We start from the raw sequence: 26,002 nt of genomic DNA on the forward strand, positions 1-26,002 counted from the left end.
AGTATATAGAGTTAGCCAAAGACAGTAGACGAAGGAAGTGTCGTTAACAGGTAAAGATTTGCAAATATCTGTGTAGAAATTGACAAGGAAAGCACGATTGAGTGGTGCTTAAACTGCCATGCCAATTTAGTGCGTTATCAAATCGTCAGGTGATAAATTGTTGGGGTCTACATTCTATGACTGTGCCACTTGTGGTAGTTCAGACATTCAAACGAATCTAGATGCAGACTTCATTTGATTCTTTTTCAAGAAAAAATCAACGTCGTGGAGTTTCACCCCACACTTGCAGATACCATATCTCTGCGGCGTGCGTAAAACTAACTTAGTGCAAATTCAGAGTAATATTTTGGTAAAATTGATTACTTCAAACAATATTATGCGTGGCTACTTATTTGAATTTCATAGATTCATTATGGGATTCGTAAGAGACAATTATCATCAAGGATTCTATTTGATTACAATAAGACATGTTACTCCATATTATCATAGGATATTGTCATCACTAGACGTAAAAGCTCTGCTACGGGTTCAAATAGGCTCTCTGGAATCACGTCTCCTGCCTCAACGTGTTTAAATAAGGCACGGGCCAATGGAATGTTCTCGACAATTGGCACCCCAGCTTTCTCAGCTAATGCCACTATGTGTAAGGCCATGTGATCTTCGGCTTTTTCAAGCACTTTAGGCAACGGCGTCTCACCTTCACTATAATACAAACACACGGCAATGTGGGTTGGATTACGCACAACCACTGTGGCTTTGCGAACGTTACTGGCAAGACTACCAGACGCCACTTCTCGCTGGGTTTCGCGGCGTTTTTGTTTCATTTCGGGGTTACCTTCAGAATCTTTGTATTCTTGTTTGGTGTCATCTTTAGACATTTTGAGTTCTTTCATTAGGCTATAGCGTTGAAATGCATAATCAGCGATCCCAAATATTAAGTAACATCCTAAAAAGCTGCCCCAGAGCCAAGTGATCATGGTCGAAATCACACTGATACCGCAGGCTTCTCCGCATAAAGGCAAGTATTGAAAGGCGTTAACGTAACGATGGAGCAGATAGTAAAACACTAAACTCAGCACTGTGACTTTAACGAGATTTTTAGCGAGCTCAAACAGACTTTTCAGTGAAATAAGTTGCTTAGCATTATTCATGACATTGAGTTTATCCATGCTCGGCATTATAGACTCAGCCGCCCAAACGGGACCTGTTTGGACTAAGTTCCCCACCACTATGGTAAACACGAGTACTAATGTCAGCCCACCTAAAAAACGTAATGCCAGCATGGCGAAGGTACCAACGATTTGCTCGGCCGCAGTTTCAAGGGGAAGATTGATGGCGTGAATGGTTAAGTCGATTAACGCCATAATGGCTTGGACGAGTGCAGGCCCTTCGTAGAGAAAGTAACCGAGAATGATCGCCATCTGTAACCCTGTGACAATTTCAGCACTTTTAATGACCTGGCCGCGATTTCTCGCTTCTCGTAAACGTTTTTCTGTGGGTTTTTCTGTTTTCTCGGCCATAAGTCATATCCACCAGGGGCACTAGTGCCCTGCTAAGAGTCCAAACAAAATATCTACGTGCTGCTCTACCCCAGAAATGGTCTGCAGGTAATGGGACAAAGCAAACTGTAAGCTGTAGATCAATAACAGTAAGACCAAAGCGCTTTTAATGGGCATAGACAAAAAGAAAACGTTTAACTGCTGCGCCGAGCGGTTTACTAGCCCTAAGGCTACGTCGACTAAGATCATAATCACCATGGCGGGCATGGCAAAACTGAGACATAGTTGGCACATCAATTGCCACTCATGGGCTATAAACACCATCAAGGGCTGGCTTAGCGTTAAATTAAATCCTGGGGGTAATTGTTGATATGACTGATAAAGTGCAGTTAGCAGAAAATTAAAACCACCCGAGACTAAAAACAGCACAGTAAGAACTTGAGTAAACAGCATGCCATAAATCGATGATTGCAGTCCCATCAATGGGTTAAGTACAGTCGACATGGATGCCCCCCGCATTGTGTCAATTACAAATCCCGCCATATCTATGGCCCAAAAGGGAATGGCGGCACAGAAACCGAGTAACATGCCTACAATAATTTCTTTGCCAAATAGGCTGATGAGCATCCAAGTGTCGGCCTGCTGCAGTATCGGCTGCATTTCATCCATTGCCAGCATAGTAGGTAAAGCAAACATTAAAATCAGACTATTACGGATTAATGCGCTCCCCATTGCCCCCCCTTTAAATAAGGGTAATAGCAGCATCATGCCTAAAGGGCGCATCATACAGAGTGCCAACACCGGAAGCTGTGCTGTTAATAGGTTGGGTAGCAGAGTTGTCATCACTACCCCCCCATTTGGCTAATTTGATCGAAAGCCATGCTGGCGTAATTCAACAGTGAACTACCCATCCAGTGATAACAGACCACAAGTGTCACGCACACGGCGATGAGTTTGATCAGAAACTGCAATGTTTGATCTTGGATTTGGGTTAGGGCTTGAATAAGGCTAACCAAAACTCCGACAACTGAGGCCACGATAACAACAGGTAGCGACAGCAGTAACACCATCCACAGTAGTTCAGAGGTGAAATGTACTATGATAGTTTCACTCATGAGAATGACATCATTAGTTGACTGATCAGTTTTTCCCATCCACCCATCAAGATAAAAATCAACAATTTGAACGGTAGGGCTATCGTCATGGGGGACACCATCATCATGCCCATTGCCAGTAAAATATTGGAGACAATAAGGTCAATTGCGACAAAGGGAAGATAAATGAGTAAACCTATCTTAAATGCCTCTATGAGCTGACTCATAGTAAAGGCTGGCACCATCACTAACAGTGAGTCTTTGGTCAGCACTTGCTGGTATTTTTCGGGCCAGACCTTATGGCCAATATTGGCGAAAAATTCAATCTGAGTATTGCTGGTATTTTTTTCGAGAAATGCGCGGTAGGGTGCTATGGCTTCAGTGTTGATTTGCTCAAATACATTGGGTGCATCGAACACTATAGGAGTGGCTTTTAGATTGTCATTGATTGCCATCCCCACGGGTGCCATGGTGAACAGAGTGAGAATTAATGCGAGGCCGTAAATTGCCATATTGGGTGGGATCTGCTGGATCCCTAAGGCATTACGTAACATAGAGAACACAATTGCCAATTTCAAGAATGAAGTGCCCATCACGGCGAACAGCGGCAGCAGTGACAAGCAAAACAACATAATGATCAATTGGATTGGATGGTCGAGTAAGGTCATGGAAACCTCCTTTGTGGCTAGGGTTCCATCATGGCGCGCTTTGTGATTGACCTGTATCAGGTGAAGACCTTAGCTAACTAAAAACCGCTGACATATCCGTAAAAGCAACACAATTCCCCTTATACTAGAGCCTCGATTTGTGCGAGTAATCCCGACTCTCCACGCAGGAGATGAATACTTGCCAGAGTTTGGTACAGCTCTTGACCGTACTGATGACTGAACCGTCCTAAACGCACTTGATTATTCAGCGTAACCTCCAGCGTTAACTTATCACCCGTCATCATAGCGCCGAGCTTAGCCAGAGGTAGACTCACTCGACCAATATCGGCGATCAAAGGGGGCTGAATAGCGTCCATCTTAGGCAATAAAGACACAATTTCGAGTTGTGCTTGAGGACCATCAATAGGGGTGATGAACTTGATCTTAGCCAACGGTCCATCCGCCCATAACAGCGCTTCCCCCTGCTCGATTTGCACATCACCATCGAGCCATAACCCCCCGCCTATTTCGGGTAAGTCAGGTGTAGGCGTTATTTGGGGCACAAAACCGGCCACTAAACTCAAACTAACATCCACCGTTTTACCTGAGAATGCTGACCATGACTCGACTTGGCTCTGCCAGTCCTCTTGCGGCCAATCAACTAAGACACAAGCCAATTGAGTGGCACTCCCCTCGTCGCCTTGTTCCAATTGCGTAGTTTGAAGCGTTAGCACGGGATAAATATCTGGCACCAATCCAAATGGCTTAGGGACTTCTTCAAGGCAATCGACCAACCATTCACCCGCTACATCAAATGCTGCCGCACTAACACAGGGCAATAAATCACAAGCAATCTCAGTCGAGGAAGTTACGCCAGTTACTGCGGTTACCCACAGTTGCCAATCCTGTTTAGAACACCACAGACCCGATCCTGATGGAGCATTGCGTCTTTGCCAGAATACTCCATCGCCCCCGATACGCGTCAGTTCGATTTGGCAAGCTTGCTGTGCTAGGCCACGGCCTATGACTTGGCTAGCATTGATCAGTTTATTGATGTTCATTCATCTACCTCGTCACTGCTGTGTTGGTTGGCATAAGATCTAAATGAATAGCAAAGCGTCGCCCTTGTAGTTGCTCGCTGAGTTGAGGTAAGAGTCTTGCGAGCAGTTCCGATTGACGCGCTGTCTTAGGAAACAACTGCAATTGAATTCCTCGAGGTTGGTAACAGGCTTGGATCACTAATCCCATCATAGGGCCATTGAGCAAGCGATAGCATAGTTGCTCACCTTGCCGGATTACTTCGGCCGCTCCTTGTCGGTACACACCACCATCGCGGCTGAGTAGTGCCTTAGCGGTAAGCCGATCTTTGGTAGATAGAGTGTTGTCATCTTCCTGTTGACCGCAGAAATAACGGTTAAACAAGCGACGCATTTCTGGATCCGACTCTTGTCTGGCTTCGACACTGGGGAAAGATATTTTCGATGTTCGCACTATCGCCATAGGATTATTCATCGACAACCTCCTGCAGTTTTTGTTGGGATTTAACTAACTGAAGAATCGCCTGCTGCATATGCACCATAATGGACTCCAACTGCTCTTTTTCTATTACCAACATCTCAGCAGTTTCGGCTAATGTCCTTTCTTTTTGGTATTCTTTCATTAAGGTCAATTTAAAAGTGATTAGCTCAGTTGGAGTTAATATTTGTTCTGGCATCTGCTGCAGACGCAGCCGATTAGTTTGCGCTTGCCGCTCGAGATTGATGAGGATTTGCCTGTCAAGTAGCTCCCTGAGTTTTTGCCTATGTAAGGCTAGCTCTCGGCGCAATTTAGCTTCTTTGTCACTACGAATTGCGAGTAATCGCTGTAATAATTGCTCGTCTTTCGCTGTAAGTTGGGATGGGTTCATTATTGAGTTCCTCCCATTAATGGCTTAAAAGCAATAATTTCAATTTTTGTAGTGTCTCTTCATAGGGACTGAATTCATTGACTGATTGACACAAAAACTGCTGAATATCCTGATGGCGAGCCACTGCTTCATCGGTTTCTTGATCTTCACCTTGCACGTATTCACCCACTCGGATGAGTAATTGAACCTCTTGATACAATGCCAGTAACTGGCGCATCTTGGCGGCATGACACCGCTGCTCAGGGCTAACAATCTGATCCATTACCCTGCTGACACTGGCATTGATATCAATTGCAGGGTAATGGCCCGCTCCCGCGAGTCGACGTGATAGCACTATGTGTCCATCAAGTAAGGAACGAACTTCATCGGCGATAGGCTCATTCATATCATCCCCTTCAACCAGTACGGTATATATGCCAGTGATACTACCTTTGGCTGCAGGGCCAGCTCGTTCGACTAAGGCCGATAAATTGACAAAGACACTTGGAGGATAACCGCTCGACACTGGGCTCTCGCCAGCCGCCAACGCAATTTCCCTCGCACTGCGGGCAAATCGGGTCAGTGAATCCACCATCAACAGCACATTTTTACCTTGATCGCGAAAGTACTCAGCAATGGTCGTTGCCGTTAGTGTGGCTTTCATTCGCTCAAGCGGAGGACGATCCGATGTAGCAACCACCATCACAGTGCGCGCTCTTGCCTCTGGCGTGAGGTTATATTCGATAAACTCACGGACTTCACGGCCACGCTCGCCGACTAAGGTCAGTACAATCACATCCGCTTGGCAGTGCGCGGCGATCATGCCAAGTAAGGTACTCTTTCCCCCTCCTGCAGCGGCAAAAATACCAATCCTTTGGCCGATGCCACAGGCGAGGGCGCTGTCAATAGCGCGGATCCCCATGGGCATGACAGTATCAATAAGTTGTCGTGATAATGGATTAGGTGCAGAACCTTGGTTAGGCCTTAATGACGTTGCAGTCAGTCCATAGCCATCCATAGGAGCACCAAGGCCATCGACCACTCGACCAAGCAAGCCTTGACCTAAGGGGACTTGATGCCCATGGCCTAAGGTTTCAACTAATTCTCCACTGCATAGTCCAGCCGTAACGTCGAAGGGCGATAACAGGGCTTCATCGCCTTTTACCGCAACGACTTCGGCGCTGAGGCGATTACCAATGAGACAAAGCTCTCCTTGATGTGCACCGGGCAAAGTTGCACGCACGAGTGTGGCCCCCACTTCTTGAACTTTGCCGAAATAGCGAACCGATGGAACAGGCAACAAACTCTGAGTGGCGAATAAACTAGGTTCGAGTTGTGCATAAAGTGTTTCTTTACTGGGTAATTTCATCTATCGCCTCCATTAGCTCGCCAGTGCGGCATCGAGTACCTCACCCACTAAGTCCACTTGGCCTATGACTTTTATTTCTGCATCGTCGCCTAATTCCTGAAACGACAAAACGGGTGTGCTAAATAACTCGCGTTCTACGATTTTTCGCAGGTAACGGCGCACATCGAGCGAAGTCAACAGTACACAGGTTTGTTCCGGTGGCAGCTGTTCTTGAATGCAGGTTAATATTTGCTGAGTTTGTGCCATGTCCAAGGCCGAATAAGAGCCAGCAGTCGATTGTCGTATCGATTCACGGATCACATTTTCAATTCCTTCTCCGACCATGAGCACAGCGATCCAACTTTGTGGAGTAGCAAACTTGCGACGAATATGACGGCGAAGCGCAATCCGTACATACTCAGTTAACATGATGATGTCTTTCTCCTTTGGCACCCATTCTACTAAGGTTTCAAAAATAGTTCGTAAATCGCGCACCGAAATCCCCTCTTCAACTAACCGTTGTAGGATCTCGGCGACCTTTCCTACTGACAAGAGGCGTTGAAGTTCCTTGACGAGCTCACCGTAGCGAGCCTCCATAGCATCCATTAAATACCGGGTTTCTTGTACACCAATAAACTCCCCTGCATAGCGGTCGATCACTTTACCCATCACATAAGCGGGAATTTGCTCATCACGACAAACAGCTAAACCTTGGGCTTCCGCCTGTTCAAGCGCATTACCTTTGATCCAATGCAATCTTTGATTACTAAAAGGGATGGACTCGACACGGCATGGAATCGTTGCGATGGAGTCAATCAAAAGGGCTTCCTGTGGTACTAGCTGCAATTGCAATACAGATTCTTGGTACAAGAGCACATCACAACAACCTAGGCTGCCTTTCTTCGCTATTTGTAATTGGATTTCCGGTAATGGCACGCCCAATTGTTCAAACCATTGCCAACGTAGTTTTTGCAGTGCCTCTTTAACCCCATGGATAGGCACATCGGCTCCAAGATATAAAATCAGTGGTACAGCCCCTGGTGCCATATTGTCGACATTGGCCGTGTCACTTTTGCCTGCTTCAGTGAAATGGCTCTCCTCTCCTTGAGCACTTGCTCGTTTTTGCTGACGCTTCAACCACAATGAAGCCCCTAAAACGACCGAACCGAGTGTGCCGAAGACTAAAATTGGGAAGCCAGGGATTAAAGCAAAGATGAACATGACTATCCCGGCCATTTGCAATGATGCGGGTTGACGTCCTACTTGCATCACTAATTCGTTGGCTAAATTCTGTCTCTGCTCTCCAGGAACTCGGGTCACAATTAAGCCTGCAGTGACTGAAATCAGTAACGAAGGTATTTGGGCTATCAAACCATCCCCGACAGACAAGACTGCATAGGTATTTAATGCTTCGGCAGCCGACATATTGTGCTGCATGACACCAACAGCGATACCACCAATGATATTAGTTAAAATGACAATAATACTGGCTATGGCATCGCCTTTTACAAACTTCATCGCGCCGTCCATCGCGCCATAAAGCTGACTTTCTTTCTGAACTTGTGCCCGTTGACGCTTTGCCTCTTTAGCGTCAATGATGCCAGCACGCATGTCGCCATCGATACTCATTTGCTTACCAGGCATACCATCGAGGGAAAAACGTGCACTCACCTCCGCCACCCGCTCAGACCCCTTAGTGATAACGATAAACTGCACTATGGTGATGATGGCAAAGATAATAATTCCGACCGCTAAGTTGCCGCCAACCACGAAGTTACCGAAGGTGTATACAATATCTCCAGCATCATGCTGCAGTAAAATTAAACGACTGGTACTGATAGTAAGTGCCAGACGATATAAGGTTGTGATCAATAGTAGGGATGGAAATACTGAGAACTCTAAAGGGTCACGGATGTATATGGCGATCATCAATAACACTATCGACAAGCCAAGGTTTAAGGCAATTAATACGTCGATCAAAGGTGTCGGTAGAGGCAAGATCATCATAAATACAGCTACCATTAACATAGCACTTAAGATGATATCGTGACGCCCTGCGGCTTTACTTAACCAACGACTGATGAGGTTCATCATTGACCTCCTATGAGCATACGATTTAGGAATTTTTGTTGCAGCTGGTACAAGTGATACCAATCATGACCCTGGTATGTCGATGGACAGAGGCAACTGATCATTAAACGGTTTTTGACGATGAACAATCGCTGAACTCTGCCCGCAAAAGCTTCTGGATGCCAACGTGATAAATAAGGTTTGAGATCACGTGCGGGAGTGTTAAGCAACCAAGTCGTCATCAATAATCGTCCTTGATGGCACTCGAGTAACACTCCGTGTGGAGGCCAATGGCATTCAATGCGTTCCTCAAGCTTCACAGGCCAGCGATTCACTAACCGAAAAAATTGTTCGAGGTTGCGCATTAGTAGTAAATCCATATCGCTTCTCCAGCATTAACTCTCGATCTTATCATCTCCCAGACAATAAAAAGCGGGTATCAGGTGAACACCTGAATACCCGCAAGTACTAAGTCAACAGCGATTCAACCACTATGGATTATCGAGAAGAATTCTCCATCAATAAGGCCGCATCGATTTCTTCCATACATTGCTGTAATTGTGCTGGTACTATGTCAAGTTCAGCAACCCATTTCATAGCCAGCTCGACTGTTTTCTCCCTGTCTATTGCTTGATTAATTTCTATTTCGTGACTTTTATCATTGGCATATTGTTGCATGCTCTGAACAAAGATCGCCTGCTGCGCATCACTATCGAGGCCGACTAATTGCGGCAGTAAATGTGCTTTTAGCGCGGCTTGGTGTTGTTCAAGCCCCAATACATCCGCCATCGATTTAGGGATTTCTGGGGTGCCTGATACGCTGTGGGCAATTGTCTTAATTATTGAAGTTTGAGATACGGGAGTATGAGCCAATTGCGCGAACGCTTGCTCAATTCGTTTTTCTGTCATTTCAGCCTCGGCCGCGCGGGCAGTATCGGCCATGCCTAAAAAATTAGCCCCTTGTAATGTCGACACCACAGCCTTGGAAAAATAGGCGCCTACCATTAATCCTCCCAATCCAAGCCCCACAGCTGCCACTATTCCGACGCCGCCAGTCCCTAAGGTAAACAATGCCGCCGCGATCGCTCCCGCCGATACCACAGAGGCAACCACAAGTGTCGTCACCACAGCAAAGACTTTGGCTCCCGTTGAAGCATGTTTCCACCAATTAACGATATCTGTGAGTGCACGCTTAACTGCACCGACTTTACCGACTTCAAAACAATCACGGGAGACTGTACCAACATCTTGCAGGGCCTGTCGCTGTAGCATATAGCCAGCGATGGCCTCACCACGAGCACTAAGCCCGCCTTCTGCCTGCATGCCTTTAATTAAAGCATTCACCATAACTTCACTGCTACGATACGCACGCATGTTATTGGCAAGCTGACGTTCTGACCAAGTTTGCAGAACGCCGCCAACTAAGCCGACGACAGGTGTAGCCATCCCTGCGCCAGGAAACATCATCCCAAATACACCGCTTACTAAAGGCCCACCTATGCCTGTATTAGCAGCCCCTTTCGCCCCACCAGCAATATACGGCGCTAACTGTGCCATGTGTAATAACGCAATCATTTGCGGTGTCATAGCGAAATTCGTTTTATCCGGCAGCTCTTCTCTCTTACCTTGCAGAATATCGTGCACTTGGTTTTGTACCGTCCCGGTTTGCCACACTGTGGTGACAGTGTTAACCAATTCCATTCCAAAGGTCCCTGGGTTGGCCAAAATAATATTGTAGGCTTGAGTTAAATTGCCTGCGAGCTCACGTGCCTCGATCGGATGTGCCATCGACCAATTATGCAGGTCGCCCAGTGCAGCCATCATGTTTTGAGGCGAGGTTAAAGCTGACACATTTGCTACGCTAGCTTTCGAGGCTTTAACACTTGATGCTAAAGCAAGATAAGCCTCCGCGACACTGCTCATGTTATTTTTGGCCAGCTGTCTAGATAAAATAAGTTCTTCTAAACTTGGACGATATTGGGAAGACCAATTGCCGACAAACTTTTGTACTAACCAACTTTGCCATGCATGTCCACTCGCCATTCCCCCTTGATCTGGATAGCCGCCATTATTTTTTGCTGCAATTGTGGTCTTTTTCAGCTTTAACAAACCATGTTGGTAGGCATCATCGAGATCTTCAATAGAGCGATTGACTTCGGCTAACTGGCGAGTCACAGTGTGAAAAGCTCGCAGTTCAGGGGAACTTGCCTCAGGTTCGGCTAAAGTGAGTACTAGCCCTTCACCATATAACTGCTGTAAATGTGCGGTCAATTTTTCCAGTTTAGCCGATAAGAGATGCTGCTCTTGAGTTAAGGCGCGCACTTTTTCATTATTAGTTTGTAATTCAGGAAGATGGCTAAGAAAATAACTTAAATTGACCTCGGCACGTTCAGCATTTGTTTCCCTCCTAACTTGCGCGAGTTGCTGGGTTAACGCTGACAATTTAGCGACATTATTTCCCGCTATCACTAGCACATCTTGTGCACTCTGCAGTCGATTGAGTCGCTCAACTAAAGTTCGGGTCGCATCTTGATCCGCACTAATTTGCACTAGCTCTTGGGTTAGCTGATTGCGCACCGTCTCAGAGGGAACAGCCGACAGCAACTCGGTCACGGCTCGGTGATAATCATTACACAAGGCAAGACGTTCGGTCAGAAAACTGTGATAACGAGCTTGATCTTGCTCAATCTGTGAGACTAGTTGCAGGTTGTTAACATCATCAAACAACGAAATATCTTGCGAATTATTTGGGCTAAAGCTGATGGAGCTCACTCCCTCGAACCAATTAAGATGATGCTGAGTTTGTAGAACTTGCTGCGCTAAACTTGCCACTTGAGGTGTTAAAGTATAGCTATCGAGCTCATTTCTTAGTGTCTGCTCAAGGTCGAGATCATCAAAGTTAACAGGCTCATCGAACTGTAAACGACTGCCTTTCTCGACATATTCTTGTCCGCCAAGATACAGTAATGTTGCGGTGAGATCTTCGAAATGAACCTCTTCCCCAGAAGGGTTGATAGCCTTATACAATATAGTACTGAGTTGGGTTCCAGCCTGTTTCACTGCAGCTAAATGATCTTCGATTTTCACTTGCTTGCCGACAGCGATTAGCGATTGTTCGCTAAGATTACTGGCCCGAGTAAGGCAGTCGGCCAGTAAGGTTTGTGCTTGTTCTAGCTGGATTAGATGTTGCTCGGCTTCAGCCTGTTGCGCTTCAAATGGAGTCTTAAATGACGAACTCATGGCTAGAGGTTCTTGTATAGGGTTTAGCACAAACTGGTTAATAAGTAATACTAAGCTTTTGATCTCTGGCATTATTTTTTTTTGCCCTGAGACTTCGCTGATGTTCTCCTCATTGAGCATAGAAACTAAGCTTGCCGCTATATATTCAACTCTCTCTGTCTGACTGAGTTCATTTTGCATTAAAGGGGAAAACAGTTGATAACTACTCACTAAAGTATCCGCTGTCAGTTTGTTTTGTAGTGAATAGGGAAGCTGGGCATGAAACTCAGATAAGGCTAGGCGCATCGGGGTCGATGCTAATAAGGCTTGCTCAAATGTCTGCATTGCCGTAGTTAACACATCATATTGCGATAATCCCAGATTGACTTCGGCCAGTAGCGGCGACAGAACACTGCTCTGCTCCACCGACAAATTAGCTTTCAATTCAGCGACTAGGGTTAAAGCCTGCTTAATTTGCACTAGCCCAAATTTGACATGATCACGCATTGCAGTCAGTTCATCGCTGCTAATCAAGGGATCTCGACTCTGATTTAAGTTCTGTATACATGTCGCTAGCTGAGTGTCGCTAAGTACTTGATTATAATTTTTAATAGCTTGTTGTAAGGTTTTAATGGGTTCAGGTTCTGAATACACCCAAGACGCCAGCCAAGTTTGAGTGGTCGGCATAGTTAATTTTTGAGGTACTGGTGTAGTTAACAACTGCTTAAGGCATTGATTCTGTGTGTGTAAAATATCCTGTGGCGTAATAAGCTGCTGGCTTAAAATATGGAAAGCCGTTCCCCTGATGTCTTTATCGACGGATATAGGTTCTGCTGAAGGTTTAAGCACTGATGGGCTGAGCGTTTGCTTCTCCGACGATTTGGACTCAATCCCGCTCTGGGAAGGTAAAGCAAGAACTTTGAGCGTATATTCATTAGTCTCGCATATGTTTAAAGGAGGGAGCGGCATAAATGCTTCACACCGTTCGGTGAGTTGCTCGATCGTACGCCGAGTAAATGGAGTATGACCGGACAAATCGACAGCATCTACCATATCCAGTGCAATATCATGACCAAATCTTACCGCCAATGCCTGCAAGAACACGCCCAACACTTGCTTATTATCGAGTGACAAGCCATTGACATAATCTTGGACCGCTTGGGTATTTTTGAGTAAAGGAATATGGCTCAGCATGCTAAGTAATTTTTCTTTAAAGCCTTCTTTGGCAACTATAATCGTCGGTATACCCTCGGGGGTATCGACTAAGGAAAGACGGCCGTCAAGCTTAGCCGCATGACTAAATGCACTGATATCTAAGGCCATATTATTGCCCCCCCGCACTAAGATTTATGGTATTTATTGATGAGGTTGTCCCAGTCATTTCGGTTTCAACATGGCTCTGCAGAGCTTGATACGTGTCGACTAAGTCACCGAGAAATTCGCTGAGCAAGGGGGAACTAGCTGGCATAGGAATAAATGTTAAATATAACAAAGCATCGGACTGAGGCTCATAGCAGATGCAGCCCTTACCTTGTTCGGCAAGTTTGAGATTCAATTGCAAACAAGTTTGCCAATAGTGGTTTTCAGTCAGCTGCGGCTTCTGAGCGAGCATGCAATAAAAGGTCCATTGCGCATCGCCGTAACGTATAGAGATCATTAATTTTTGATCTAGCATTAGCAGACATTGTCCATTAGCATCAAACACTAATGGTAAGCCGAGTGCTTGGCCGAGCTGAGCTAATAATTGGTCATGTACATTCATCTAGCGTCCCCTCAATTGGTGAAAGTGTGACCTTGATGAAAGTTTGTCCTGAGTCAGGAGGAATGAATATCAGGTGTACACCTGAGACTAATCGAGTTCTAACTTAAATACCTGTTGTATTACGGGTCAGTCTCGAGTCTTATGCGGCAAAAAAAATCTCGCAGGTCAATCAAGCAACCATGCGTCAGCGAATGGACAGTATAGGTATTCCACATAGTCTGAATGTAGATCTTTCCTGTAATATCATCACAGTTGCCTGAGTTCTGCGTTACGCTAACATTAGCAGATGCTCATTATTCCTGATCACACCAGTCATCGAGTAAGCCCAACATGGCCTCTTCAATATGTTCTTTCTGTTCTGGATCGCGAAAACATGCCAGAGGAATAATACTCAGCAGTTCCCGCCAGCGCCGCAGAAATCCCAATCGTCTTGCGGGCATTAAAGGTAATAATCGTATTTGTTCATCTATCCATTGGGGATACACCCAAGCTTGTTCTGTCAGTTGTAACGTGACTTTTAACACTTGTTCACCATCAAGCTGAGTCGCACGGGCGAGCATATAGCAATGTTCCTCTATCGTAAGAAAAATAAGCAATCGACGTAAGTCATCTACCGCTGCAGCTATTTTGACCATGTTTCTCCCGCTGTGCTGATCGCTCAGAGGTTCAGATAGTGCTCTAAGCAACACACGGATCCGCTTACGGCGGTCAGGAAGATGCTGAAGTAATTCAAACCATTTGGCTAGGCCGGCATCGCCTCGAACCGCTTGTTGATAAAGTTGTTGCAAGGCTTGCAGACCAGCATGATCGAGTGCAACGCCTTCAAGGGCGGCAAATAATGCTATTTCAGCTCCTTCTTGCGAGAGTAATTCTGTCAGTAATTTGCGTAGCTTATTATAGGCGGATTGACCTAATTTTCCTGACATGACTAGCGCCATCATTAATAGCATCATGTTACCGCTGTCTAAACCCAATTGTTTAAGTTGCGAAAGGATCTCATCACCATCGCCTAAGCTCGCAAACTGTTCGGCCAGTTTATTGACAGTGCTTGCTTGCGTGTCTCCCAGTTGTTGCAGTAACTGCTCGAGTGCTGTAAATCGGGGATCAGTTGGCTCTTTACCTGAGGTTAACTTTTTCAAATGGCTGCTTAATCCGAGACTTAATCCTTCCATGGTCTCTTCCAATGCTTCAGAACGCACTTCCGCTAATTCTGCGGCCGCCATGTCTGTTACATTGTTTGCCGGAAACACTTGTCCATGGGTTTCGTTAACACTCGCTGTGTTATGAAAATCCACTGCGTTGGCACCATCGATACGCACCATAATAAGCTCCTTAGCCAACGCCCTTTAATGGTTCGGGGACAAACGCCGCCAGTAATTGCTGTAAGTGTTCATTAAGATCAATTTTAGCTGTCATAGTCGAAGAACTTAATTCGGCCTGTCCAGAGACTAACTCCGCTGACACTTGCACTGTCATACGGCCATCGAATGCCTTGGCTAGCGCGGCAAAATCATCATTTGAAACCAGTAATGTTAAGGCACCTTGCCCTACTCGTTCGCAGACTTGATCGGATAACCGTTTGATTAGAAATGCAGACAACTCATGTTCTTGCATCCAAGTCGTCAACACTTTTTTAATTTGCTCGGCAATATTGGCATGTAATTTATCGGTAAGCGATTGAATTAACTGGGCTTCGTTATAATGCCAGCTAATGGCCTCATCGATGGCCACAGCTTTAGCTTGCTGTTGCCACTGTGCGCTAAGCGCTTGGGCATCCTGTTGTGCTTGCTCTAGTATCTGCTCACTACGAGTTTGCGCGGCATCGCGTTGACGGCGGGCTTTTTTGAGTGCTTTGGCAATTCGCGTACGAACTAAGTGTTCCATATCCGCTAACTCACTCGCCCGATGTAACGCTGTGGCGCTGATCAAATGATGCCCTTCACGACGGAGCTCGCAAGGGCGTACCTCAATTAAAAATGGGTTCATAGTAGTCGCTCCAATCTCATTAACCAGCGAGGAATATCTAAGGAAATAGGTGCTAAGGAGTCCGCTTTACATGGCAATGTTGCTTGCACAGGTAAGGTCAAGGCTAATGCCCGCCAGAACGGTTTGTTTCCCCATAATTGTCCTATCAGAGTAATAGCGCAGGCCTGGGCTACGCCAACTAACTCTGTCGCAGTCACTTCGTCTCGATAGACATATGTTGTAAGTTGGGGCCTCTGGGGCCACAAATTCCAAATTTGTTGAATTTGTGCTTGGCTTAACTCTTGATGCAAGGCATCACGATATTCACGTAATGACACATAATCAGGGCGGTTGAGGAGAAAGAGCCCCAGCGCCGTCACTATGGCACTGAGTTTATGCCGGCAGGCTAACAGGTTAGCCTCGAGCTCATTAAATTCCTTTGGTAAATCTTGACCTGCCAAACCATAACGGGAAACCACAACTGCTTCGATTCGCTGCGCTAATCGGGTACCCGCTTGATACTGTGCCTGCCAAAGAGTTAATTGTAATTCTTGCCACCAGCTCGGATGCATAGTCGCAACAGGTTGCCAAACGAGACGATTGAAGGCCAATAATGCTGGTGATACAACTCGATTTAACTTGTTTTGGCCAGTAGCTTCGACCCGTATTAGTGGTTGATTAGGGGTCAAGTCCTCCATAGTTCCTCCAGAAACAACAATTGTTATGGTTACTTACGTCTCATCCACCACATACCGCCTATGCTGAGTAGCATTATTCCAGATAAGCTGATCACTAATGGTAACTTGTACGCTTCAACCTGGGCTAAAAATTGAGATGAACTACTGCTAGTCGGCTGGGTAATTGCTTGATAACGATAACTCGCAGCTTGCAAAAAGACACTGATATTGTCGTAACTCAGTCCTGGAACGGCATTCTGCACTAAGCTCTTAATCTGATTTTCCGTATTTGTTAAGTTAGCCTGAGGTGAATATTTAATGTAAACGGAGGCCGACTTAGTCTGTGCAATCTGACGCCCTGAGTCGGGTGCTGGTTCAGCAATAGACACCCTAGCGCTAATCACCCCATCCATACTCGACAAGGTACGCTCAAGTTGTTGCTCTTTTAGATAACCCATTTTCGCTTCCTCTTGGGCGGGTGAAGTCACTAACTGACCCGAAGGGAACAAATCCTCGATATTGGCATAATGAGGTTTAGGAAAGCCATTTTGCCTCAGTAATTCAACGGCATTGATAAATTGATCTTTATCTATTTTTAAGGACACATTACCTGATTTTTGATCCGCTTCAGCACTGGCATCTATGTGATTAAGCATCAACAGGGCGACCATTTGATTCGCTTCATCTTGTGGAAGATCTCGATAGAGATCGACTTTGCATCCAGTCAATGCGAAGACGAGCAACAATATTGACCATTTAGAATATTTCATTGCATATTCACCAATTTGTTTATGGATTGGGAGACGGCGCCCGCAGTCTTTGCCGCCAAATCGACCTCAACTATGGCTTTACCCATCAAGAGCTGTCCGCCTAACATGGCCTCTGGAGAGGGTGAGTGGCCGACTCCGTGACTTTCAGCACTCTGTATCACACCTTGTAATGAACCCGAAGCCTGTGGCTGAGTTGCTATGTTCACCGCCTGACTTATATCCGATCCCCCTAATTGCATTAATTGTGAAAACTGGCTTGCTAAGTTAGGGTCTGCTTCTGTAGTTTTGCTGGCTTGCTGGGTGACTTTAGCAAGCTGACTTAGGCTATGAATTTCCATTGGAACCTCCACGTAACATCTGTGAAATAATTTCACTCCGCCCAGCTGTTGGGCCTGAACCTGAAAATAAAAACCTTAATCCTTGGGCTGCTTCAGTCTGACAAGAGGCTAATTCTCTTAATGCTTTAGTATTTTCATTTAAACCAAAGTAAATAAGGCTGGCACAAATATGTCTGTCTTCATCATCGCTAATCAGTTGAGGAAAAATGGCTAGCAAAGCATAGGCTTGCGATGTTAGACCATGGTTTGAGGCGGCAATAGCAGCCTCTACTAACAGTTGTTTATCGGCACTGGTTAACATAATTTTTCCTTGCAATCGAAGGGGGTTAAATCTTAGAAATGATCCCTTGGATCATGTCTTTAATCGCTTTTATCATGGCACTCTCATAGCCGACAAAGTTAGAGTATTGCTGCATGGCAAATTGGGCTTTGATCATCTTGTCGGGATCGGTCAAATCGCCTGCAGACATCTTGGCCTGTACCTCTTGAGCTGAGCGCGTCGATAGCTGAGACAATTGATTAACTATGGCACTTAAGTCCATGGGACCTCCTTATACAAAGGTTGCACGCAGTACGGTTGGGCTGCATAAATAACGTTTCTTAAACGATTCGGTAAAATGTGCGTGATTACTAAAACCACTATCTAAGGCAATATCGGCGACTTTTTTCTCAGTCACTATCAGTTGCTGACGGGCATAACTTAAGCGCCGTTCTAACAACCATTGCTTTGCCGATACACCATAGTTTTTATAAAACAAGAAATTGAGTCGGCGTACTTCAATGCCTAAATTTTCGGCAAAGCGTGTGACTGGCCAAGGTTGCATAAAATTGCCCTCAAGATAGCTCAGCATCTTGTCGTTATGGGCTAAGAAGTAACGCATTAAACCGGAAAAGTAACGGTTATCCATGCCAAGACAGTACATAAAAATAAACTTAATCAATAAATTATGATTACCTTTCAACTGTTCAATGACATTGCTTAACTCATCAAATACAGGGAGTATTTTTGTTGATTCTGGTTGAAATCGATTCATCTCAGCACTCGGGCCAATCAGATCGGCAATTTCGTGAAATAATGCGTGTAGCTCACCTGGATAACAAAAGATGCTCATCCAATTGTCACGACTCAAAGCAGAAGCTGTTGCCTCCTCAGTGGTTACAACTAACTGATTACTGCCGACCGCTAGATTTTCACCCTGATAGTGGATTTTCCCTGGCTGTCGAAACAAAATTATTTGTATTGCACTCATATGGATTAACCCTTACTGCAAACTATGATTCATTGTGAAACGCGAGCGGATAGGTTGACATCAGGTGTTAACCTGAGATCTGAATTCGCTTAAATGCAGCTGCGTCAACAACGACTTATGAGAAACTAACCCGTGGGATAAGAATCGAAGGAACGACTAAAAAAGAAAACGATTGATATACTAGCCAGCATCCTTGCTGACGGTCCGTAATGACTCAGACTAAGCCACTGCGTAATGCATTAAGATCTTGACCCCGTTGAACTTGTTTATGAATTAGCAGGAGGTCATACACTTTATGGTCAATTTGTGCAGAACTAAAACTATGGCCCTCTTTTCCGTATAACCCCTTTTTTTCAATATGTTTATCGACGACCCGATTCATTTTCTCGGTCAAACAATGGAGTGTTTTTAAGACTAATCTATCTCTAACTGCGGTCATTATTGCGGGATCTACGTGTTCTAGTCGATCGAGATGTACTCTATCGACTAGGACCCTTGCAGCGCTCTCAAGGGCACTCTTGCCTGCACTGTGTCTATCGATTTCGAGCATAGTAGCGATATCAGCCAGTACCTGTTTGTTCACCTTAGGACTCGCAAGATAACTGCCATGCTGGATCAATTTGTCTAACTTTAGGGCTGCATAGCATAAGATGTGCTGCTTAGCGGCATCTTGCTTATCAGCTTGCGTTCCCAGGGCATTAAACGCGGATTTACATGCTTTTGCCACCACAGAATCCCCGTCTCTGCTAAGCCATAGTGCATCAGATAATTGCGTAATGTGTTGGTCTTTAATCGCTTGTCTTTGAGTTATCGCTTGATCTGGCGATAACCGAATTGCTTGCCTTGCGTTCTCTGAGGGAGAAAAACGGCCTAACCCAGTCGCTATGCTAGCGTTAAAGGCGTTACTGCTTAACATATTGTCTCCTCGCTATATTGTTTAAGGACTGTTATTGATTTAGCTAAAGCTATTATTTCTAGCTCTCGCAGGCTGTAATTCTGCTAATTGCTGCTGTAGCATTTGTAGTTGCTGCATCACGCCTGATAGTTGAACGTTGGATTTATCGAAGCGTGACTGTAGTTGCTCAAATTGATTTTGACTCTGCAGTAGCAATCCCTCTTTCTCTGCAAGTTGTTGCTGTAATGTTTGATTAGTTCCTCTGAATCGCTCACTCTGTTTCATACGGATTTCGGCATCAAATTGCGCCGTTTTTTCATTGGCTTGGCTCTCTTTCAGTGCTAACTGCACCTCACTGAGTTTCATATTACCTTGCTGTGTAAGGGCAGAGGCTTGTAACTGACGCAGTTGGTATGCTTTTACGCTAGACACTTCTGCTTCGAATGATTTATTTTGAGAAGTACCTTTTAACTTATCCAGTACCTTGGTCGAGGTATGGTTCACTAAACCGATAACCCCTTCTACGACAGGTTCGGCGCTTCTACGGGCCATATTCACCATATTAACTGTGCCAGCAATATGCGCGGGAAGAGAGGGAGGAGATACCACCGCACTCCATAAAGTGCCTACTGCTAGCGCAACTCTTGAGCTAATGGAAACGGCTTTGCCCCACCACTGTGCTCTATCATCATTTACCCCCATCTTGCTTAACAAGATATTTAGCGCATTAGCAATGGAATCGCTGCCCATGGCGAGTCCTTCTCCCCCAGCCGCTTTACTACGCCAGTCAGCAAAAGCACAACCCGCGTCGGCGACCGCTAAGGTAAAAGCAACGCCAGAGGCTATCAATAAGGGAACCCCTGCCCCCCCCGTGAGTATTGTGGCAGCGATAGACACGCCAAGCGCAATACCAGCAAAAGCCACCGAAGCGAGCTTACTAAAAAAGCCGGACTTGGCCAGATCTACCCCCACTTTTTTAGCCTCATCGGCAGCCACTTTAGCTTCATCCCGAGTCAGTTGTGCCTTGGATTGAATATCAGTGACCTTACCGTCGACTTCAGAGCTCAGGGGCACTTGTTTGGGATCAAAACTGCCTAATTGTGTTTTTAACAAGGCGCGGGCCGAACTGACTAAATCTAAACTACTTAAAGTCGGGGATGATAAAGGAACATGTGTTAACTCATTCATAATAAACCTCTTTCAATAATATAAATGAAGATTGCAAATCCTATTGTCTATTGATTATTGAGAGCACTAAGCAATTGCTGTGCTTGCTCCCCCACAAAATGGTGCTCTGGCTTACTGTAGCTCTGTGAGATAGCCATCTGTAGCGCTTCGATTGCCGAGGCGTCATCATCTAAGCTCAGAAAGCACTGCGCAATGCGGAAACTCGCGTCGGGAGAGCAAGCATCCATCACGAGTGCATAACCATAGAAGGTCAAGGCATGCTGGTATTCACCTAGCCAATGTAGGCAAGACCCCAGTCCAAGATGAAAACGTCTATCCCAAGGCTGATGCATGACCAAATAGGTAAAATCGACAATCGCTTCTGCAGGTAAGCCTGCCTGATATTTACTCGTACCTGATAGGTAAATTAGCTCGAGATCTTGACTCGTTAAGCCAGCTTGCTCAGCTAAGGTCTGTTGTTCGACTAAGGCTAACTTGCAGGCTGCTTCAAGCTTTTCAAAATCTAATTCAATCTCTTTATTTATCATTTGAGGTGCCTTTAGCGGTTCAATTTAAATGCATTTACGGGGATCCACTCGACAATGCGAAAATCTATCCATTAGTATGAAAAAAAGATGATGCTCATTCGTTTTTGGCTAGGTAAATGTTCACGAATAAGTGTCTTAAATCGGATTGCTATCCTGTATCTGAATAACGAGAAAATCGTAAACTATCCGATTGAATGCCTTATCTACTTAAAATTTCGGCAAGTCTCCTGTGGTATGGAGTGTGATAGGTGCTAGGTCTCGGCCCTGAGCATTATAGTGGCTATCTAACGCGGTGCGATCCTCAGGGTGCTGAAGATCATAGCTTTTACCATTTTGTCCATCGACCAAAAAACATTTACCCGAATCGAAGTGAAAAAAATTCATGGCATGGGAATCTTTTCCCCCACTGACAGGGACAGTGACTATGGCTCGCTTTCCTTGAGGCAAGGCGCTAAATAATAACGATGAGACAGACTGTTCAGGCGATAACCCTATCGTTTGGCTCTGAGCCGTAACTTGACTGATAACACCCGCTCTCGTGTCTATCGCTTCCCAAAACTTGAGCGGAACGACGCTATCATTTTGTCGAGCCAACATGAGTCCCATATTGACATCGACAGCCTTAGCGCATGTTATACAATTACGTAATGCAATCGCACCTGAGTTGCGTCCAACAAGGTAGTCGAACGCGTTCTGCATGCCTCCGTGAAATTTATACGGATTAGCTTTAGTCGCGAGATAATGCAGGCCTTCATTGATATCCAACTGAAGTAATTTATAACAGTTATCACCTATGGTGGTTGTTTGGTGCTGCCCTATACCTTGGTAGAATGTAGCTTCATCGGCATAAACATCCGCTTGGGATTCGCCAAGATTAATATCCTCATCGCATAAAACAAAATCATCGAGATTGTCTAGTTGCGGTGCATCTTTGGGGGCGGGCAAACCATAAAGAGCCCCTAAATTAGTATTACCTACTTTGGCCTGATATAGCACTCGTATTAGCCCTTCATCTTCCATGCCATGAGCAGTAACGTAATTAAGTAATTCGTAACGAGATGGTGTGACGGCATAACGCAGAAAATTATCCTCACAGCTCATAAAACCTTTAGCCACCAAGTCGCCAATATTTTCATAATCACTTGAAGATAAAGCATTTTTAAGTAAACCACCGCGAAATTCACCATTTGTTTCAGCGCGATTAGAAAAGGTCCACTGAAAATCGCCAAATTGAGCGACAAAGGTCGCAGCTTCGCTATCATTAGGGAGAATTCCAGTAAACTTTTCACTGCTAAAGCGAGGATCTGTCAAGCTATTTCGCAAGGCTTGTTGTACAGCTTGATTGTCAGACATACATTGAATATTGCCTTCAATATACTTTTCCAGCGTGAGTGAAGAGGCCATTTTTCGTAAGTCATCACTGGCCGTTATTGTGGTTTTCACTGCAGCAACTTGATAGAAATGTGTGTCTATATCGCGGTTATCCGTTTGATAAATTGTACGGCCACCAATACTTAACAACATCCGCCATTGCTCACCATTGTCGCCTAAAGCTAATTTAAATTTGGTTTGATGTTGATCGACCGCTAAATTACGTAATGCACAAAACCTTTGTGCCACTTGGGAAGGAGTGAGCACGCCAGGCTGGGTTACTTGCTGATATAGAGCTTGTATCGCTTCGAGTTTCACGCCACCACGAAACCAATCAAGAATTTTGTCCAGTAAGCCCATTTTCCCCGCTTCATCTAAAGTGTTGGCGGTGAGAACCCGCTCTAAGCGGCTCTCGTTAAAGTGATAGGTATGTTGCCTACCTAATGCAACTTCGACAGTCATAATCTTTACCTCTTAATTGACCATGCCCATGAACGGCTTTTGTTTGGCCTAGTACACCAACCAAGTCTCGCCATTCTGATTAACTTCCTTGGCGCCTTGTTTGAGCAATACCTCTCTCAGTGCCTGACGAGCGAGACGTTGTGCAGGCCTACCTGCATCATGGATTACCATGCCGCGGATCTGCTGAATATCCGGCAGACTTCGCCTTAAATGACGTAATTGTTCCACTAACTGTAAAACCGCACTGCTGACCCCCGAGGTATTGCCTTTACTGCAAAAGTCACAAATGGTCAGTGTGTTTTCGTCGACGCGATACACCATCGACCAATGGGGACTATCCCAACATTTTCCCCATTCAAACTGGCTGTTTTCAAAATAAGCAGGACTGACTGTCACCCCTTGACGGGCAAGATATTGACTTACACTATCCATATTGATCTCCTTAGTGTTAGGCCAGTTCGACCTAACACTTAATGATGTTGAATAGAAGCACTGCTAGTTATGTACTGCCGAGCTAATGCGGCCGTGCAATTCGACGAGCTCTTTGATCAAGGAGCGCATCTGCTCCGAAATTTGCTTTGCTTTATCATTCAGATCATTAACACCCTTGATATAGCTCTGGGCGTTACTCGCCTTAAAATCACCGATAGTGCGCTCTAGTTCAGCCTCTTTGCTTATATTGGCACCGACCACTTTGCCAGTGCCTTCAATCCCTTTGCTAAACGCCCCACTCATGTGAGTCGCAGCATCTCCAAACTTGCCCGATAACCCAACCCCTGCCATACCTATCACGCCTCCGGCGATCTCTAATACACCAGTCCAGATACTCGCTTCGCAGGCCTTATCAATGGCGGAACGTTTATCGTCCATAGAGGCAATTTGTACGTCCCAACCGAGTTGTTGCTGCTTAACGTTGTAGTCCTGTAATACGTTGCGTAATTTTTTAAACATCTCGGCCAATTTCAGCATAAGATCATTAATTTGCGAGATAGCATCCATACCGTCACTGGCACAGTTGTCATTCAGTTGATCAGTCTTGTCTGTGTTAACGGGCGCTGGAGTGTGGCCTTGGCTCGAAATAATGTTGATATCTGTCATGGTAAACCTCACTTATACTGTTGAACCTGCGATACGAGCTTGTAGTGCGCCACTCTGACTGATCGCCTTACTGGCACCGTCTAAGCTGTCGCCTTGTTTTTCAATCAGATCTTTTACAGTTTTCATTTGCTGTTCTTTAGCCTTGTCGTACCACTCGTAGCAAAACTCTAAGAAATTCTGTTTTAAAATCAGTTCTTCAATTTGCTTTTGCAGTTTGGCTTTCTCAACGGCTATGCTGCCATCGGTAATCGCTTTTCCTGCACCAGCGGTCGCACGGATCACATCTAAGGTCGTAAAAGTACATGCCTTGATTGCCGTTTTAATCACTTCATGGCTAACCTCTTTCACCACTTGCTTAGTGATTTCCTCGGCAGTGACCTGGACGCCTTTCTTAATAGCCTGTTTGCCGACTTCTTCGACAGATCGAGTCACGAGTTGCTCAATCGCCTCTTTACTGAAGGCATCCATCAGACCGCTGGCAAGTTTACGTCCCCCCTGTTCAGCGGCTTCTTTTAAACCCTTGCCTAAGTTGGCCATAACTTGGTCAGTAACTTGTTCGGCAACTTGCTTACCAACTTCTTTCGCGACATTAGTGACCGCTTCGGTAGAACCTTTAGTAATACCATCAACGAGTTTAGGAGCCGCTTCCTTCATCGCCGTTTCTGTACCTTTGGCAATTGAACGTGTCGCTGAAATTGCCCGCCCTGCTTGGAAGATATCCAGTGCCATGCCCACTATTTCGCAACCTAATTGCACTTTGCCTGCCACATCAATTACGCTCTGGCATTTATCTTTATCTGCCCCACATAAGATGGCGGTTTCTGCCGCGGCTTTAACCATGCCAGCAACTCCTGCAGCGAGATAGGCAGCACCTCCGGCAATTTCTAATGCGCCCCCCGCAACATCACCAACCGCACAGCGTAAGGCACCTTCGACCAACTTAATTACACCGTAAATGGCCTCAACCGCTCCGACAATCCAGTCGAAAATGGCTCCGAAAATTCCCCCCTTGTGGGCCTTATCAGCTTGCTCGATGGCTTTTGCCAGTTGCTCTTGATATTCCTTCACCTTTTTATCGCGCAGGAACTCTTGAGTATCGGTCATTATCTTGCTAGCTTTCATGGCCGAGCTTGCTGTGTCTGCGAAGGTCGAAATACTGAGATTCGCAGCCATCATGACCATGGAATCCATGGACGCTTTTTCTAATGAATTCAATGATCCCAATCCACCAACAGTGCCCGTCTTAGGATCTGGGGTAAAAAAGGGCGTTAAAATACGCTGCAATGCCCTTTGTGCATCTTTCATTGTGACTGGACCTTGATGCTGATCTTTATGCTCAGTTTGAGTGAGCGTCACAGGCATGGACCAGTCGGGCAAACTTGCTTTGCTAACAGCATGCGCCTGGGCGCTAGCATAATTGGCCGACACATTCTCAGGGCCTCTTTCTGTCACACTGTTAATTGACATGGGAATTCTCCTTCGCGAGTGTGGCTAGCCCGCGCTGTGCACTGGCGGCAATCCCTGTGCTCTCGGGGTGGCCTTCACACCAACGTAGACTGGCGTTAAAGCTTCTCTGGGCATAATCATGGTTACCTAACGCCAAGTAACTCAAACCAGCATGATAAGCGGGTAACGGATTATCGACTTTGATCATCCCTGCCCGGCCCAAACAGAAAATGGCCTCTTCATGTTCGTGTAACTGCTGGCAGCATATTCCTAGAGAAAAGCAGTAGTCGTAATTCCATTGGTCTATGCGCATTAAGAGGTAAAAGATCCGCTTCGCCCCCTGTTGATCACGGCAAGCCATTAACTGCAACGCGTATTGGTACAACACATTCAAGTCACTTTGCTCGACGTCAGCCAACATACGCAGTGAGCCTCCCCGTTGCAGAAAGTGTTCAATTACTTCAAATTCTTCCTGTTTCATAACTGACTCC

Annotated in this window: 28 protein-coding genes; all 28 read right to left on the reverse strand. The window is 45.6% G+C overall.

Going from position 1 to position 26,002, the window contains the following annotated elements:
• Window positions 1-470: 470 nt before the first annotated feature.
• The 28 genes from L5M51_RS20965 to L5M51_RS21100 all read right to left on the reverse strand — a co-directional run bounded on the left by L5M51_RS20965 (window position 471) and on the right by L5M51_RS21100 (window position 25,992).
• The gene (locus tag L5M51_RS20965; protein ID WP_131525061.1) at window positions 471-1,520 is read right to left on the reverse strand and encodes an EscU/YscU/HrcU family type III secretion system export apparatus switch protein; all 1,050 of its coding nucleotides are present in this window, start codon (window positions 1,518-1,520) and stop codon (window positions 471-473) included.
• Window positions 1,521-1,541: 21 nt separating this feature from the next.
• Window positions 1,542-2,342, reverse strand: coding sequence for a type III secretion system export apparatus subunit SctT (gene sctT / locus L5M51_RS20970; protein WP_263174458.1), 801 nt, complete (start codon window positions 2,340-2,342; stop codon window positions 1,542-1,544).
• Between the two features lie 2 nt (window positions 2,343-2,344).
• A complete protein-coding gene (gene sctS / locus L5M51_RS20975) occupies window positions 2,345-2,614 on the reverse strand; it encodes a type III secretion system export apparatus subunit SctS (RefSeq protein WP_012197161.1) in 270 nt (89 codons plus the stop codon).
• Entirely contained in the window at window positions 2,611-3,261 is a 651-nt protein-coding gene (gene sctR / locus L5M51_RS20980) for a type III secretion system export apparatus subunit SctR (protein WP_012197160.1), read from the reverse strand. The genes sctS and sctR overlap by 4 nt, the downstream gene beginning before the upstream one ends.
• Before the next feature lie 119 nt (window positions 3,262-3,380).
• On the reverse strand, window positions 3,381-4,301 hold the full coding sequence (locus tag L5M51_RS20985; protein WP_263174460.1) for a hypothetical protein: 921 nt from the start codon (window positions 4,299-4,301) through the stop codon (window positions 3,381-3,383).
• A 4-nt stretch (window positions 4,302-4,305) separates the two neighbouring features.
• Window positions 4,306-4,752: a hypothetical protein gene (locus tag L5M51_RS20990; protein WP_168826782.1), complete on the reverse strand. Its 447-nt coding sequence runs from the start codon at window positions 4,750-4,752 to the stop codon at window positions 4,306-4,308.
• Window positions 4,745-5,146 carry a hypothetical protein gene (locus L5M51_RS20995; RefSeq protein ID WP_168826780.1) on the reverse strand — a complete coding sequence of 134 codons (402 nt, stop codon included), beginning with the start codon at window positions 5,144-5,146 and terminating at the stop codon, window positions 4,745-4,747. Before L5M51_RS20995 ends, L5M51_RS20990 begins: the two co-directional genes overlap by 8 nt.
• A 16-nt stretch (window positions 5,147-5,162) precedes the next feature.
• On the reverse strand, window positions 5,163-6,494 hold the full coding sequence (locus tag L5M51_RS21000) for an EscN/YscN/HrcN family type III secretion system ATPase (RefSeq protein ID WP_028761718.1): 1,332 nt from the start codon (window positions 6,492-6,494) through the stop codon (window positions 5,163-5,165).
• Between the two features lie 12 nt (window positions 6,495-6,506).
• Window positions 6,507-8,564 carry an EscV/YscV/HrcV family type III secretion system export apparatus protein gene (locus L5M51_RS21005; RefSeq protein ID WP_263174516.1) on the reverse strand — a complete coding sequence of 686 codons (2,058 nt, stop codon included), beginning with the start codon at window positions 8,562-8,564 and terminating at the stop codon, window positions 6,507-6,509.
• Window positions 8,564-8,923, reverse strand: coding sequence for a type III secretion apparatus (locus L5M51_RS21010; RefSeq protein WP_263174464.1), 360 nt, complete (start codon window positions 8,921-8,923; stop codon window positions 8,564-8,566). The genes L5M51_RS21005 and L5M51_RS21010 overlap by 1 nt, the downstream gene beginning before the upstream one ends.
• Window positions 8,924-9,041: 118 nt before the next feature.
• A complete protein-coding gene (locus tag L5M51_RS21015; protein ID WP_263174466.1) occupies window positions 9,042-13,085 on the reverse strand; it encodes a type III secretion system effector BopA family protein in 4,044 nt (1,347 codons plus the stop codon).
• Window position 13,086: 1 nt separating this feature from the next.
• On the reverse strand, window positions 13,087-13,524 hold the full coding sequence (sicP, locus tag L5M51_RS21020; protein WP_028761715.1) for a chaperone SicP: 438 nt from the start codon (window positions 13,522-13,524) through the stop codon (window positions 13,087-13,089).
• A gap of 293 nt (window positions 13,525-13,817) precedes the next feature.
• Window positions 13,818-14,846 carry a TyeA family type III secretion system gatekeeper subunit gene (locus L5M51_RS21025; RefSeq protein WP_263174467.1) on the reverse strand — a complete coding sequence of 343 codons (1,029 nt, stop codon included), beginning with the start codon at window positions 14,844-14,846 and terminating at the stop codon, window positions 13,818-13,820.
• A gap of 10 nt (window positions 14,847-14,856) precedes the next feature.
• Window positions 14,857-15,510 carry a type III secretion protein gene (locus L5M51_RS21030; RefSeq protein ID WP_012197150.1) on the reverse strand — a complete coding sequence of 218 codons (654 nt, stop codon included), beginning with the start codon at window positions 15,508-15,510 and terminating at the stop codon, window positions 14,857-14,859.
• Window positions 15,507-16,187 carry a type III secretion system domain-containing protein gene (locus L5M51_RS21035; protein ID WP_263174470.1) on the reverse strand — a complete coding sequence of 227 codons (681 nt, stop codon included), beginning with the start codon at window positions 16,185-16,187 and terminating at the stop codon, window positions 15,507-15,509. Before L5M51_RS21035 ends, L5M51_RS21030 begins: the two co-directional genes overlap by 4 nt.
• A gap of 29 nt (window positions 16,188-16,216) precedes the next feature.
• Entirely contained in the window at window positions 16,217-16,936 is a 720-nt protein-coding gene (sctJ, locus tag L5M51_RS21040) for a type III secretion system inner membrane ring lipoprotein SctJ (protein ID WP_173246808.1), read from the reverse strand.
• The gene (gene sctI, locus L5M51_RS21045; RefSeq protein WP_131525054.1) at window positions 16,933-17,274 is read right to left on the reverse strand and encodes a type III secretion system inner rod subunit SctI; all 342 of its coding nucleotides are present in this window, start codon (window positions 17,272-17,274) and stop codon (window positions 16,933-16,935) included. Before sctI ends, sctJ begins: the two co-directional genes overlap by 4 nt.
• Entirely contained in the window at window positions 17,261-17,575 is a 315-nt protein-coding gene (locus tag L5M51_RS21050; RefSeq protein ID WP_012197146.1) for an EscG/YscG/SsaH family type III secretion system needle protein co-chaperone, read from the reverse strand. Before L5M51_RS21050 ends, sctI begins: the two co-directional genes overlap by 14 nt.
• A gap of 25 nt (window positions 17,576-17,600) precedes the next feature.
• Window positions 17,601-17,816: a type III secretion system needle filament subunit SctF gene (gene sctF, locus L5M51_RS21055; protein WP_012197145.1), complete on the reverse strand. Its 216-nt coding sequence runs from the start codon at window positions 17,814-17,816 to the stop codon at window positions 17,601-17,603.
• A 9-nt stretch (window positions 17,817-17,825) separates the two neighbouring features.
• Window positions 17,826-18,524 carry a helix-turn-helix domain-containing protein gene (locus L5M51_RS21060; RefSeq protein WP_012197144.1) on the reverse strand — a complete coding sequence of 233 codons (699 nt, stop codon included), beginning with the start codon at window positions 18,522-18,524 and terminating at the stop codon, window positions 17,826-17,828.
• Window positions 18,525-18,738: 214 nt separating this feature from the next.
• The gene (locus L5M51_RS21065) at window positions 18,739-19,440 is read right to left on the reverse strand and encodes a hypothetical protein (RefSeq protein ID WP_263174472.1); all 702 of its coding nucleotides are present in this window, start codon (window positions 19,438-19,440) and stop codon (window positions 18,739-18,741) included.
• A gap of 39 nt (window positions 19,441-19,479) precedes the next feature.
• Window positions 19,480-20,607 carry a hypothetical protein gene (locus L5M51_RS21070; RefSeq protein ID WP_198573552.1) on the reverse strand — a complete coding sequence of 376 codons (1,128 nt, stop codon included), beginning with the start codon at window positions 20,605-20,607 and terminating at the stop codon, window positions 19,480-19,482.
• Between the two features lie 47 nt (window positions 20,608-20,654).
• Window positions 20,655-21,134 (reverse strand): SycD/LcrH family type III secretion system chaperone, encoded by a 480-nt coding sequence (locus L5M51_RS21075; RefSeq protein ID WP_173246820.1) that lies wholly within the window; start codon window positions 21,132-21,134, stop codon window positions 20,655-20,657.
• A 207-nt stretch (window positions 21,135-21,341) separates the two neighbouring features.
• Entirely contained in the window at window positions 21,342-22,967 is a 1,626-nt protein-coding gene (locus L5M51_RS21080) for a hypothetical protein (protein ID WP_263174474.1), read from the reverse strand.
• Between the two features lie 48 nt (window positions 22,968-23,015).
• Window positions 23,016-23,399, reverse strand: coding sequence for a secretion protein (locus tag L5M51_RS21085; protein ID WP_131525048.1), 384 nt, complete (start codon window positions 23,397-23,399; stop codon window positions 23,016-23,018).
• A gap of 63 nt (window positions 23,400-23,462) precedes the next feature.
• Window positions 23,463-24,065 carry a pathogenicity island effector protein gene (locus tag L5M51_RS21090; RefSeq protein ID WP_263174476.1) on the reverse strand — a complete coding sequence of 201 codons (603 nt, stop codon included), beginning with the start codon at window positions 24,063-24,065 and terminating at the stop codon, window positions 23,463-23,465.
• A 12-nt stretch (window positions 24,066-24,077) separates the two neighbouring features.
• A complete protein-coding gene (locus L5M51_RS21095) occupies window positions 24,078-25,532 on the reverse strand; it encodes a type III secretion system translocon protein (RefSeq protein ID WP_168826763.1) in 1,455 nt (484 codons plus the stop codon).
• Complete coding sequence (locus L5M51_RS21100; protein WP_028759293.1) at window positions 25,522-25,992, reverse strand: SycD/LcrH family type III secretion system chaperone; 471 nt, start codon at window positions 25,990-25,992, stop codon at window positions 25,522-25,524. Before L5M51_RS21100 ends, L5M51_RS21095 begins: the two co-directional genes overlap by 11 nt.
• Window positions 25,993-26,002: the final 10 nt, after the last annotated feature.

The sequence above is a fragment of the Shewanella sp. SM73 genome (genome assembly GCF_025653795.1).
Taxonomy (GTDB): Bacteria; Pseudomonadota; Gammaproteobacteria; order Enterobacterales; family Shewanellaceae; genus Shewanella; species Shewanella oncorhynchi.

What these genes read in the sequence shown, in the direction of transcription:
- L5M51_RS21085 (WP_131525048.1), bottom strand. Translation starts at nt 23,399, where the DNA reads ATGGATAGTGTAAGTCAATATCTTGCCCGTCAAGGGGTGACAGTCAGT.
- L5M51_RS21065 (WP_263174472.1), bottom strand. Translation starts at nt 19,440, where the DNA reads ATGTTAAGCAGTAACGCCTTTAACGCTAGCATAGCGACTGGGTTAGGC.
- L5M51_RS21015 (WP_263174466.1), bottom strand. Translation starts at nt 13,085, where the DNA reads ATGGCCTTAGATATCAGTGCATTTAGTCATGCGGCTAAGCTTGACGGC.
- L5M51_RS21060 (WP_012197144.1), bottom strand. Translation starts at nt 18,524, where the DNA reads ATGAGTGCAATACAAATAATTTTGTTTCGACAGCCAGGGAAAATCCAC.
- L5M51_RS21090 (WP_263174476.1), bottom strand. Translation starts at nt 24,065, where the DNA reads ATGACAGATATCAACATTATTTCGAGCCAAGGCCACACTCCAGCGCCC.
- L5M51_RS21050 (WP_012197146.1), bottom strand. Translation starts at nt 17,575, where the DNA reads ATGTTAACCAGTGCCGATAAACAACTGTTAGTAGAGGCTGCTATTGCC.
- L5M51_RS20990 (WP_168826782.1), bottom strand. Translation starts at nt 4,752, where the DNA reads ATGAATAATCCTATGGCGATAGTGCGAACATCGAAAATATCTTTCCCC.
- sicP (WP_028761715.1), bottom strand. Translation starts at nt 13,524, where the DNA reads ATGAATGTACATGACCAATTATTAGCTCAGCTCGGCCAAGCACTCGGC.
- L5M51_RS21080 (WP_263174474.1), bottom strand. Translation starts at nt 22,967, where the DNA reads ATGACTGTCGAAGTTGCATTAGGTAGGCAACATACCTATCACTTTAAC.
- L5M51_RS21000 (WP_028761718.1), bottom strand. Translation starts at nt 6,494, where the DNA reads ATGAAATTACCCAGTAAAGAAACACTTTATGCACAACTCGAACCTAGT.
- L5M51_RS21095 (WP_168826763.1), bottom strand. Translation starts at nt 25,532, where the DNA reads ATGTCAATTAACAGTGTGACAGAAAGAGGCCCTGAGAATGTGTCGGCC.
- L5M51_RS20985 (WP_263174460.1), bottom strand. Translation starts at nt 4,301, where the DNA reads ATGAACATCAATAAACTGATCAATGCTAGCCAAGTCATAGGCCGTGGC.
- L5M51_RS21035 (WP_263174470.1), bottom strand. Translation starts at nt 16,187, where the DNA reads ATGGAGGACTTGACCCCTAATCAACCACTAATACGGGTCGAAGCTACT.
- L5M51_RS21025 (WP_263174467.1), bottom strand. Translation starts at nt 14,846, where the DNA reads ATGGTGCGTATCGATGGTGCCAACGCAGTGGATTTTCATAACACAGCG.
- sctF (WP_012197145.1), bottom strand. Translation starts at nt 17,816, where the DNA reads ATGGACTTAAGTGCCATAGTTAATCAATTGTCTCAGCTATCGACGCGC.
- L5M51_RS21070 (WP_198573552.1), bottom strand. Translation starts at nt 20,607, where the DNA reads ATGAATGAGTTAACACATGTTCCTTTATCATCCCCGACTTTAAGTAGT.
- sctJ (WP_173246808.1), bottom strand. Translation starts at nt 16,936, where the DNA reads ATGAAATATTCTAAATGGTCAATATTGTTGCTCGTCTTCGCATTGACT.
- L5M51_RS20995 (WP_168826780.1), bottom strand. Translation starts at nt 5,146, where the DNA reads ATGAACCCATCCCAACTTACAGCGAAAGACGAGCAATTATTACAGCGA.
- sctT (WP_263174458.1), bottom strand. Translation starts at nt 2,342, where the DNA reads ATGACAACTCTGCTACCCAACCTATTAACAGCACAGCTTCCGGTGTTG.
- L5M51_RS20965 (WP_131525061.1), bottom strand. Translation starts at nt 1,520, where the DNA reads ATGGCCGAGAAAACAGAAAAACCCACAGAAAAACGTTTACGAGAAGCG.
- L5M51_RS21005 (WP_263174516.1), bottom strand. Translation starts at nt 8,564, where the DNA reads ATGAACCTCATCAGTCGTTGGTTAAGTAAAGCCGCAGGGCGTCACGAT.
- sctS (WP_012197161.1), bottom strand. Translation starts at nt 2,614, where the DNA reads ATGAGTGAAACTATCATAGTACATTTCACCTCTGAACTACTGTGGATG.
- sctI (WP_131525054.1), bottom strand. Translation starts at nt 17,274, where the DNA reads ATGGAAATTCATAGCCTAAGTCAGCTTGCTAAAGTCACCCAGCAAGCC.
- L5M51_RS21010 (WP_263174464.1), bottom strand. Translation starts at nt 8,923, where the DNA reads ATGGATTTACTACTAATGCGCAACCTCGAACAATTTTTTCGGTTAGTG.
- sctR (WP_012197160.1), bottom strand. Translation starts at nt 3,261, where the DNA reads ATGACCTTACTCGACCATCCAATCCAATTGATCATTATGTTGTTTTGC.
- L5M51_RS21030 (WP_012197150.1), bottom strand. Translation starts at nt 15,510, where the DNA reads ATGAACCCATTTTTAATTGAGGTACGCCCTTGCGAGCTCCGTCGTGAA.
- L5M51_RS21100 (WP_028759293.1), bottom strand. Translation starts at nt 25,992, where the DNA reads ATGAAACAGGAAGAATTTGAAGTAATTGAACACTTTCTGCAACGGGGA.
- L5M51_RS21075 (WP_173246820.1), bottom strand. Translation starts at nt 21,134, where the DNA reads ATGATAAATAAAGAGATTGAATTAGATTTTGAAAAGCTTGAAGCAGCC.